Annotated in this window: 5 protein-coding genes; 1 reads left to right on the top strand and 4 read right to left on the bottom strand. The window is 42.9% G+C overall.

Features of this window, described 5'->3' with window-relative positions:
• The 3 genes from RM368_RS02810 to RM368_RS02800 all read right to left on the bottom strand — a co-directional run.
• Positions 1-775, bottom strand: a 775-nt coding sequence (locus RM368_RS02810) for a leucine-rich repeat domain-containing protein (RefSeq protein WP_322692631.1), incomplete at its 3' end; no start/stop codon positions are given.
• A 182-nt stretch (positions 776-957) separates the two neighbouring features.
• Positions 958-3,771: an ATP-binding protein gene (locus tag RM368_RS02805; RefSeq protein WP_322692630.1), complete on the bottom strand. Its 2,814-nt coding sequence runs from the start codon at positions 3,769-3,771 to the stop codon at positions 958-960.
• Positions 3,772-4,461: 690 nt separating this feature from the next.
• On the bottom strand, positions 4,462-6,714 hold the full coding sequence (locus RM368_RS02800) for a glycoside hydrolase family 65 protein (RefSeq protein WP_322692629.1): 2,253 nt from the start codon (positions 6,712-6,714) through the stop codon (positions 4,462-4,464).
• A 501-nt stretch (positions 6,715-7,215) separates the two neighbouring features.
• Here RM368_RS02800 and RM368_RS02795 point away from each other — a divergent pair.
• A complete protein-coding gene (locus RM368_RS02795; RefSeq protein WP_322692628.1) occupies positions 7,216-9,882 on the top strand; it encodes an ATP-binding protein in 2,667 nt (888 codons plus the stop codon).
• Positions 9,883-10,349: 467 nt separating this feature from the next.
• On the opposite strand, the gene RM368_RS02790 is transcribed toward RM368_RS02795, so the two are convergent.
• Positions 10,350-12,064, bottom strand: a 1,715-nt coding sequence (locus tag RM368_RS02790; protein WP_322692627.1) for a calcium-binding protein, incomplete at its 5' end; no start/stop codon positions are given.

The raw sequence follows: 12,064 nt of genomic DNA, 5'->3' as shown, positions 1-12,064 counted from the left end.
TGTCGAGGTAAAGCTGTTGCAACTGAGTCAGGGATGCGAGCGCTTCTGGCAGTTGATTCAGTTGGTTGTTGGAAACGGAAAGCTGTTGCAACTGAGTCAGGGATGCGAGCGCTTCTGGCAGTTGGCTCAGTTGGTTGTTGGAAACGGAAAGCCGTTGCAACTGAGTCAGGGATGCGAGCGCTTCTGGCAGTTCGGTCAGTTGGTTGTTGTCGAGGTAAAGCTGTTGTAACTGAGTCAGGGATGCGAGCGCTTCTGGCAGTTGGCTCAGTTGGTTGTTGGAAACGGAAAACCGTTGCAACTGAGTCAGGGATGCGAGCGCTTCTGGCAGTTGGCTCAGTTGGTTGTTGGAAACGGAAAGCCGTTGCAGCTGAGTCAGGGATGCGAGCGCTTCTGGCAGTTGGCTCAGTTGGGTGTCGGAGAGGTAAAGCTGTTGTAACTGAGTCATGGATGCGATCGCTTCTGGCAGTTGGGTCAGTCGGTTGTTGGAGAGGTAAAGCTGTTGCAACTGAGTCAGGGATGCGATTACTTCTGGCAGTTGACTCAGTTGGTTATTGCGGAGGTCAAGCCCTTGCAACTGAGTCAAGGATGCGAGCGCTTGTGGCAGTTGGCTCAGTTGGTTGTTGTCGATATAAAGCAGTTGCAACTGAGTCAGAGATGCGATCGCTTCTGGTACCTCAGTGAGTTTCATTTTGCTGAGATCGAGTTCTATTGCTCCCTCTCGCTGTGCCTTTTCAATACGCTGCTCTGCTTTCCAATAAGCTCTATCTCTCGCCATAACCAAATCCTTTCTCTCACTACCAAAATCGGAGTAATAGCCGGACTTTTTCTGAGTAACAGCCTACACAGGTGGTTTAGCCAGAAAATATCAGCCTAACATTCTAATAAATAGCAAGCAACGCCAAGGGTTAAATTTTCACTTTAGTTAAAAAATTTAAGCACGCAAAATAATGTTGACAATTAGATAGCTTGCTGATTTAGCGGAATTACAATTATAAATTCTGTTCCCTGCCCAGGAGCAGAAATACATTCTAATTTTCCCTGATGTTTTTGGGTGATAATCTGATGACTAATAGATAAACCTAACCCAGTACCTTTATTAACTGGTTTAGTCGTAAAAAATGGTTCAAATAATTGTTTTTGTACCTTTTCGGGAATGCCTATACCATTGTCGCCAATACGAATAATTATCTGATTTTTGCTCGTGAGTTGAGTCTGAATGCGTATCTGGGGAGTAGAAAGCGCTGTTTCCTCTACTTCCCACTCACCATTTTCCACTGCCTCTTCTAAAGCATCGATCGCATTTGCCAGAAGATTCATAAATACTTGATTCAGCTGTCCAGCATAACATTCTACTAATGGCAAATCGCCGTACTCTTTAATCACCTTAATTGCTAGATTATTAGAAGATTTAGATTTGAGGCGATGTTCCAGAATCATTAATGTATGATCTAGACCTTCATGGATATTCACAGCTTTCATTTCTGCGTCATCTAACCGAGAAAAGTTTCGCAGAGATAAGACAATTTCTGTGATTCGTTCGGCACCAACTGTCATCGAAGTTAGCAAGTTGGGCAAGTCTGCAATCAGAAAATCTAAGTCGATCGCTTCTATTTCTTGTTGAATTTCTTTTGCTGGATTAGGATAGTTTTTCTGGTATAATTGCAGCAATCTTAATAAATCTTGGATATATTGATTGGCATAGCCGACATTGCCAGAAATAAAATTGATTGGGTTGTTGATTTCGTGCGCTACACCTGCTACCAACTGCCCCAAACTGGACATTTTTTCACTATGCACCAGTTGAGATACTAGCTGCTTTGCTTCTTGGCGCAATTGTGCTTCTGAGTATCGCAATATCTGTTCTGCTTGTTTGCGCTGGGTAATGTCGTGGAGAATCACAACATATTCCTGAAAATCCCGATGGGGTCGGTCTGAGATGGAAACTTCCAGAGTTCTGTTTTTCCCATTGCCGATGAGAATTTGTTCGCTACGCTTTGTCCACTGCTCTGGATAGTAGACTAATGCAGGTAGCCATTTGTTTAGGTGATTTCCCCGCAACTCTGATGGGTTGACACCAAAGAATGATTTGGTGGCTGGGTTTGCTTGCTGGATAATGCCTCGATTATCTACAACTAAAATACCATCTTGGGCGACTGTAAAGAGGTGTTCGGCAGCAACTCTGGCTTCTGCGATCGCTACCACTTGCGGTAAACTTGTCCAACAAGCGATCGCTACTCCCACAAATGCCACGCTCATCAGTAGCACCACAAATATATTCTCACCGCCCGCAGTCGCCACTTTATTGAGTTTGACACCAAATAACCAGCCAACTGTCACGGCGCTGCACAGTAAAAAAATCAGGATACTCACCTGAAGAATTACTGAATCTTTAATGATTACTACAGGGCGCGTGCGATATCGCTGCATCCACCAATCAGGATGGAAAGCCGGAAAGTTCAAACGGCGAATTACTGCATCTATGCCCATGACACCAATAGGAAATAATAGCCCAATCAACAAGTTGAACCAACCCCAGGCAAATCCGCCCACCAATAGCACCACAACTTCTAACAGTAGAATGGCCAGAGATATGCGAGGAAACAAAACTTCGGGGCGATCGCGTCGGAGCCAAAGCCCTAAATGCAGTAACATAAAGGAGACAAACCAACCGATGTTGCCAACAGCGACGATTCGCGCCACATCTCCCCAAATCAGATAGATTAAGCACAATACCAGTGTCAATGTCAATGCTGGGACAAACACACCGCGGCGTGAGACGACTGAAAATACTGGTGAAATGTGGTTATCTAAAGCCAGTTGATACAAAATTCGCGGGCAATTAGAAACCACCGTTGCCGAACCGAGTAGACAAGCAGCTACTAGCAAAAAAGAAATACTTACACCAGCGAACCTTCCCCAAAAGGGCTGGGAAGCTGCCACTAGATTCAAAAAAGCATTATCTTTTAGGTTGGGATTTGTTGCCAACCGCATTACTACCCAAGACCCTCCCAAAAAGATGGGTGGCATCATCCAAGCGGCAACGTTTAGAAACCGTAGCGTTTGGGTGGGGTGGCGGCTATCGGCGACAAAGGAAGAAGCCGTTTCACAACTGTAGGTTGCATAAGTGACGAAAAAGAACCACTTTGCCCAATCTACAAAGCTCAAAGATGACCAACTGCTAGGAAAAAACCCCGGACTAACGGGAGAAAACGCTAACCAGCCAAGACCTTGGATGCAGAAAGTCATTAGCAGTGCAAAGGCTGGAATGACAAAAAACAAATGTAAAATACTCAGGGCGCGAGTCCCACTAAAAGCCACGATAAAGGGTAACAGTGTAAAGCTAATATCCAGAAATATGTCTGGACAGGCAATACCCAACGCCTCTAAATTTACTTTAATTAAATCTCTGAGTACCATTGTATTCACTGACAGGTAAGAAACCCAGTTGAGGAGGTATCCAATTGCTGCATAGCGAGCAAGTCCTGGGTAGTTTTGCAGTAGCTTGGTTGCATAGTTGGGTGTTCCTCCAGCTACATTGATGAAATGCAAACCTAAGCGTTTTACCTGATAATTGAGCAGCATTCCAAAAATTACCGCAGGTATCCAGACAAAAATAGCTTGGGAACCGAGAGCTGCATGAATCGCTGGAACCAATGCTGTCCAAGAAATATGAGCTGTCAAACCAAAGCCCCAACTTTCAACAGCACTCAAGCTTCTAGTTAAGCGAGGGGAAGAAGATTGGCCCAATGTGGAATGAGCAAAATGGGACATGATTAGCAGTGTTCAATGGGATACTCTAATTAAGCTTATTAGCTAGAGTTGCCATCTCGTAAATCTTCTGAAGAAAAACTTTCTGTAAGGAATAATACTTAAGATGTTAAACCTCGTCTACCTTGAGAACCGTAGTTTTGTAGGTTGGGTGCAGCGATAGCGTAACCCAACATAAAATTTGGTGGTAATGTTGGGTTGCGTTTCACTCCACCCAACCTACAAAAATATATGTTTTAAAAAACTCTAGGTTTCAACTTAGATGAGGTTTAATACAGCAGGAGGCAGGAGGCAGAGGGCAGGAGGCAGGAGGCAGGAGGTAAAACTATTGCTAGCTCTAGCATTCACCCTTTCCAAATGTCCTAACTTATGTGACTACGGCTATACATCTATACATCAGATAAAATTCACTTTACAACAGCAGTATTTATTAGACCTCTTGCAAAAATAATTTTTGCACTCTTGTGGGAAAAGGGGAAAGGTTAAAGGGAAAAGGTTTTTTATTGTTCCTTTCCCCTTGCCCCCTTACCCTTTTCCCTACAAATGCCCAAAATTCAGGACTGATTTATCAGATATAAACAGTGTTTACCTCTTTCCTCCTGCCTCCTGCCTTCTGCCTCCTGCCTCAAAACCCGTAACTTTGTACTTCATGCAAATGAAAATTGCTGTATTTTGATTCACGCAAGAAGTCTATTAGACAATTATCGAATGTGTATCTGCCAAGGCGGGAACTTTGACTTCTGTTTCAGTTCCTAAGTCAAAGTCATACCACTCGTTACGCCATTGCAGGCGAAACTTCAAACGCGTCCAGTTGGGTGGTAGATTGGGACAGGCAACGGGGCCAAATTGAGTCATGCGAATACCGGCAAACCCGAAAACTACTGCTTGCCATACTCCTCCAGCACTGGCAGCGTGAATTCCTTCGGCGGCGTTGAGTCTCACATCCTCTAAGTCTACCAAGGCCGATCGCAGAAAGTGTGTATAAGCTTCAGTTGGTTGATTGAGGTCGCAAGCTAAGATAGCGTTAATGGCTGGGCCTAGTGAAGAACCAAAACTGTGGTCGGTGCGTTGGGTGTAATAGTCCCAGTTGGTGGCGAGAGTTTGATAGTCATAACGTTCGCGCAATAAATATAAGAGCATCAACACATCTGGCTGCTTGAGAATCTGCTTTTGGTTTGTAGCTTCAACTCCCAACAAACTTTGCAGGGATTTGCTGCGCGGTTCGTAATCAGCGAGGTTAACGTTTTCTAGCTGGAAAAAGCCTTCAAATTGCTCAATTAAACCAGTTTGAGCATCTTCGTTAACAAATAGACGCTCTTGGATTTCCACCCAATGGTGCAGACGCTCTGTGGTTAAGTTGAGTTTTTGCACTAGTTCTGTCGAGGTTTCAGGATAAGCTTGTTTGAGCCAATCCCACAGTGCCAAAGCTGACTGCAAATGCCACTGTACCATAAGATTGGTGAAGGCATTATTATCGACGCGATCGTGATATTCATCGGGGCCAATTACATCTAGGATGTCATAGCTGTGGCGCTCTTGGTTCCACTGCACCCGACTTTCCCAGAAAACAGCCGTATCAAGAATAATTTCTGCGCCATAATCGCGCATCCAGTCATCATCGTTGGTAGTCTGCCAGTAGTGCAAAATTGCATAAGCGATATCTGCGGTGATATGCACTTCAATGTCACCGCACCAAATGCGGATTAATTCACCGTTGGGAGCTGGAACCCAACGCGGAGTTACTTCATCGCCAGTAGTAGCACTTTCCCAAGCATACATCGCTCCTTGATAACCGGCTTCTTGAGCTTTGCGTCTCGCTCCTGGTAAGGTGTGGTAGCGGTAGGTGAGCAAGTTACGCGCTAGGGCTGGTTGAGTTAAGGTGAGGAAAGGTAGGATGAATATTTCTGTATCCCAAAAGATATGTCCGCTATAGGCAAAACCGGAGAGGGTTTTGGGAGGAATGCTTACCCGGCTGTCGTGACGCGGTGTTACAGCGAGTAATTGGAAGAGATTGTAACGGACGCTCAATTGAGCCAAGCGATCGCCTTCTATTATAATGTCACTGTCTTGCCACACTTGCTCCCATGCCGTAATGTGAGCTGCCAATAGCGTAGTATATCTCGGTTCCTCAGCGAGTCTTTGTAAGGCGGTGGCAATGGGGATTTCTGTTTCTCGTGAAGTAAACAGGGTGACAATTTTTTCTACTGTCACCGTTTTTCCGGGATATAACTCTAAGGTGGTTGTCAAAGTGGGAGAAGTAAAAGCGTTTTCGACGCTCACGGGTGCAGTCTCATCACCATCTACCACTAACTTAGCTGCCATCCCAAGTTGAATATTTGAGTGGAGAGTTGTACTGTTTAACCAGATAATCTGCTCTATGCCACCTTGGTTTAAGGTTCGCCAATGTTTAACGCCTTGGGTATGGGGTTCGCTGTCAAATCCGGCTTCAACGGTAATTTCACCCTCAAAGTCTACCGATGTAATTTGAGCGCGAATCGCCAAAACGTGCTGGTCTGCTAAACTAATGAAACGCTCGAAGTGAAAATCTAAGGTATGACCATTAGGACTACGCCACCGCACATCACGGCTAACTAAACCTAAGCGTAAATCGAGCCGACGTTCGTAGTTGAGAATCTCACCACTGTCCATACTAAAGCGATCGCCTGCTACTTTCACCACCAATGGCAGCCAGTTGGGACAGTTTACCAATTCGGTATGAGTAATTGTCACATCATCATAAACACCGTGGATGAGTACGCCTGGAAAATCCTGTGGATATCCTTCTTCAAATGTACCCCGCACTCCTAACAACCCATTACCAAGCGTGAAAACAGTTTCTTTGTGATGTAACTGCGTCGGATTAAACTCCGTTTCAATAACGTTCCAGTCAGTATTGTCAATTAATTGCTGATTTTGCTGAGAATTGGAAGTGGACACGTTGAGCATGAGTAATAAAACCTATGTCTTGGGGCTGGGTAGAATGCGGTAAAATTAGGAGCAATCTTGAGCGCCGAGATTAAAGATAATCTGAACGCCAAAAAATACGCTTCTGATAACAGTAGCCTTTCAATTTTCATCTGTCTATAGTTAGATTTATTTAAAAATGCCAGTTATAACTCATAAATCTCAACTAGTTACGAATTGATTCAGTTTTTCATCAATTTGTTTGATATTTACAATTAACGCCAGACGCGATGAATCGCCGTCTCTACAAAGGATTAATTATTGTAGAGACGGCGATTTATCGCGTCTTTGTCTTTGTGATGAACGTTAGTCATATTTTGGCTGGTAAAATCTACAGGTGCAGTTAAGTAACGTTTTGTTCTTTTACCAGAAGTGGTATATTGGCACTTGACCCGACCGAGTACAAACTATGCATAAGCCCACAGGACAGCAAACTAGAGGTGTTGTACTCAGTACTATAGGACAGGAAGGGGGAGTGGGCAGATGAACAACAATACTGGGCAAGGTAGTGTTTTTTCCCTGTTTAAAGGCGTATCTCTAAGTGGCATCTTGGTAGCGTTGTTTGTGTTGCAAATCTTGCTAGCTGTGGGATTGACTGCATACTTATCAATCGGAAACGGGCAAAAGGCAGTCAATCAGGTAGTTAACGAATTACGTCATGAAGTTGGCAATCGAGTCGAGCAGAATTTACAAACTTACTTGGCAACTGGGCGTCAGCTACTAGGCAGTAATCAAAATGCGATTAACATGGGGTTGCTGAAGATAGAAAATCTGGCAACCTGGGAGTCATATTTAATAGAGCAGTTAAAGATTTTTCCAGAGGCGTTGGCAATAACTGCAAGCAATCAACAAGAATATTTAGCGGTGGAGAAGTTCAACGATCGCCAATTTTTACTCAGAAAAGCCGATAAGTCAACTGGGTACGACCTCTACACTTATATAATTGACTCTCAAGGTCAACGTACTCAATTACCAGAGGTGATTAAAAACTATGATGCGCGATCGCGTCCTGATTATCAAACAGCAGTTAGTGCCAAAAAATTCAGCTTTAGTCAGATTTTTACACCCCGCACTGAACCAACACTCTTAATTAGTGCTTCTGTTCCCATTTATAATTCCCAAGGCGAATTACTCGGAGTTAACAGCACTCTCACTCACTTATCACAAATTGGGGATTTGCTGCAAAACATTAAAGTTGGCAAGTCTGGGCAAATTTTTATTATCGAGCGATCGGGGCTATTAGTTGCAAGTTCTACAAACGAAGAACCATTCCGCTTCCAAAATCGTAAACTTATTAGATTAACAGCTTCCCAAAGCGGCAATTCTTTGACTCAAGCAACCGCTAAATACTTAGCAACTAAATTTAGTAACTTTGACCAAATTCAAGGTTTACAGCAACTAGATTTTTCCTGGGACGGCAAACGACAATTTTTAGAAGTTAGACCCTTTGAGGGCGAACCAAATGTCAATTGGTTGATAATAGTGGCTGTCCCCGAAGCAGACTTTATGGGACAAATTAATCGCAACATTCAAACTACAATTTTTCTTTGTTTAGGAGCGTTGGGACTAGCTATTATATTGGGGATTGTCACCGCTAGATGGGTTACTGTACCCATTTTGCACTTTAGTAGGGCGACAAAAGATTTAACTGATTTTACTAACAGCGACTCAGTGGTGAAAGTACAAGGAATTCAAGAACTAGAGATACTGGGCGGATCTTTAAATGAGGTGGCGCAGGATTTACGCAAAACCTTTACTGCACTGATTAGTAAAAATAAGGATTTAGAACTGCAAGTTCAACAGCAAACTCAAGAATTACAGCACGAGGTTGAAGAACGCATTAACAGCGAGCGAAAACAAAAACAGCATCATCAAGTACTTACAGAACTGGCAAATCACAAAGCGATTTATGAAGGAAATTTAGAAACAGCATTCAAAGCGATCGCCCAAAAAGCAGCCAATGCCTTAGAAGTAGAACGAGTCAGTGTGTGGTTATTCAATAGCGAGCGCACCAAGCTACAATGCATAAGTCTTTATGAACGTAGCAATCACAAATATTCGGCAGGTTTAGAACGCAACCTTGCAGATTATTTCATCTACTTTAAAGCCCTATTAGCTTCTGGTACTATTACCGTCTCCGACACTCGTACCGATCCACGGGTACAAGAATTATCCGATAAATTGCTCGAACCAAATAATATTGTATCTCTAATTGATACCATTGTTTGGGTTGGGGGCACAATGGTGGGAACAGTATTATTTGAACAGGTCGATATTCCCCGGAAATGGGAACTGAGTGAAGAAAACTTTGTGAGAGCGATCGCGGAAATTGTCACTCTAACTTTAGAAGTAGGCGATCGCCAACGCGCAGAATCGGCTCTACGTGAGGCTAAAGAAATCGCCGAAGTCGCAAATCGTGCTAGAAGCACCTTTTTAAGAAACATTAACCACGATCTGAGGACTCCTTTAAACTCAATTATGGGAATCACAGAGGCACTCAAAGAGCAAGTGTACGGCCCTGTCAATGAAGAACAGCGTCAGTCTTTAAATATGCTCGAATCTAGCAGTAAAAACTTACTAGAATTAATTAACCAAATCCTTGACTTTACCGATACAGAATCCAGCAAGATCGAACTGCAACTAGCTGCTACTTCGATTCAGGAAATATGTGACTTCTGCTTGAGTTTTGTCAAACATTTAGCCTTCCAGAAAAATATCCGGTTGACGGCACAAATACCTGAAGAACTCGAACTTATCCAAGTCGATGAGCGCCGCATTCGCCAAGTATTTATCAACTTATTAACTAACGCGATTAAGTTTACTAAAGAAGGAGGTGAAGTCTGGATTGAAGTTCAGCCAAGTTCTACCAATGAATATATCTTTATCAGCGTGGTAGATACTGGGATTGGGATGCTTTCCGATGACCTTTTTAAATTATTTCAACCTTTTGTCCAAGTTGAAACTGTTCCCGATCGTAGTTCTTCAGGTACGGGTTTAGGATTAGTAATGGTACAAAAAATTGTCGAGTTGCATGGTGGAACTGTCCACGCCGAAAGTCAGTTAGGCAAAGGTAGTCGATTTACTGTGAAGCTTCCTTGGAAAAAGTCAGGAGAATCGGGAGTTAGGGACTTGCAAATAAAAAATAATTAGGGCTTGCTGAAAAAGTCTTTTGGCTGGGGTAGGGAATAGAGGATAGTTTTATCCCTATTTTTTTGATTTTTGGTCATGTGATAAATAATAAACGCAATATTTTTCAGAATCATACCCCTTATGAATCAATACGGTTCAGTTAAGGGTTATTGGTGTAGGTAATTGGTCTTTGAAGACGCGATAAATCGCGTCTCTAGATGAGGGTTTTGGGCTTATCTGAACCGTATTGCCTTATGAATTGCACTTTACTTACGCAAAAATAGTCAAAAAGCTTAATTTATCGAACCACCAAGACACCATCGCGTAGCGTCTCGTTAGAGAAGAACGCCAATAATTTGTAGAGTTTGCGTAAGTCCTATACTTATATTCATTGGAAAAAACTAGATTTTCAAAAAATAGAATACGAGATACTTTAAATACCAACTCGCAAACCGTAGCGCTTAATGATGCCAAAGTACTAAATGTGATTAAACAACCACAAAATTCTTTTCGGTTAGTGACAATCCAATAGATAATTGTGCAAATTTTACCTGAGTAAACCCAGCCGCACTACCATCTTTGTCAAAGTAGAGTCCACCTGTAATATTGTCATAGATAAATCGTTGATTGCTTGTCGTTGCAGATGTTCCCAGGGTAAACTGATTTGCAGAAAGTGAACCTTTTGATAATCCGCCACCAAAACCAGTAGCTGATACCTGAATCACTTCATTGCTGGCGTTGAAGTCATCAAGTCTATCTACGCCTTCATTGTAACTATTGAAAATAAAGGTATCAGTACCAGCTCCTCCAATTAAGCTATCATTGCCATTGCCGCCTGTGAGGATATCATTGCCATTACCACCATAAAAGGTATTATTACCAGAGGCGTTAGAGGCACTAAGAGAATCATTGCCATCCCCCCCCCAGAGGAGATTAGCACCTGATGAATAATCAATAATCAAGTGCTCATCACCAGCACCACCGTCGAGCGTATTATTACCAGAGACAGTATAAACTTTGTAGAAAGAGTATAAGGAGTCTGACCCGGAGGCATTAAGAGAATCATTCCCATTGCCCCCAGAGAGTAGGTTATTGCCTGATGAATAGTTAATAACTAAGTTATCATCACCAGCCCCACCATTGAGGGTGCTATTCCCAGAGTTAGCATTGACAGCGAAATTGCCGCGGTAGTCGTCGTAGGAACCAGAGGCACTAAGAGAATCATTGCCATCACCACCATCCACCAGGCTACTACCCTTTAAATTGTTAGCATTTAAGTAATCGTTACCTGCACCGCCGTTGAGGGTGTCATTGCCATCTTTGCCAACGAGTGTATCGTTACCATTGCTCCCCACAATGTTATCGTTGTAGGGTGTGCCTATAATGTCTAATCGTTCAATATTCTTGTAGTTAAGCCGATTATTATTGTAGTTAAGCGGATTTGTACCTACTGTAATCGAGCCAATGTTAGTAGTAGCATTAAAAGTTGAAGTGATTCCATTAATAAGACTGGTATCCCAATAGATAGACTGCAATATATCGTCACCTGTCCCTCCATCTACAGTTGTAGTCACTAAGATAGACTGCAATGTATTGTCACCTGTCCCTCCATCTACAGTTGTAGTAAATAAGGAGTCAGTAAATTGGGTGTTGAACAAGAACGAGTCATTGCCATCGCCCCCACAGAACAGATTATTGCCTAATAAATATAAAGCATCGAAATTATCGTCACCAGCACCACCATCAAGGGTGTTATTGCCATATAAGTGAGAGTCGTTGTAGTTTCTAGAGATGGTGAAAGAATCATTGCCATCGTCACCAGAGAGCAGATTATCGCCTGGTGAAGAAACATCATAGAAAAGATCGTCACCAGCGCCACCGTTAAGGGTGTTATTGCCATCGGAAGAAAAATCCAAAGAATCATTGCCATCGCCACCACAGAGCAGATTATTGCCTAGTGAATTATCAACAGTCAAGCTATCATTACCAGCACCACCAATCAGAGAATTTTTGCCAGTACCACCAATCAGAGAATCATTACCAGTATCACCAATTAGAGAATTATTGCCAGTACCACCAACCAGAGAATCATTGCCAGTACCACCAACCAGAGAATCATCACCAGTACCACCAATTAGAGAATCATTGCCAGTACCACCAATTAGAGAATCATTGCCAGTACCACCAATTAGAGAATCATTGC

Origin of the sequence: Nostoc sp. DedSLP03 (genome assembly GCF_034530815.1) — a bacterium.
Classification (GTDB): Bacteria; Cyanobacteriota; Cyanobacteriia; order Cyanobacteriales; family Nostocaceae; genus Nostoc.
The sequence above is the reverse complement of the archived record's forward strand: the minus strand, read 5'-3'. Positions and strand labels throughout refer to the sequence as shown.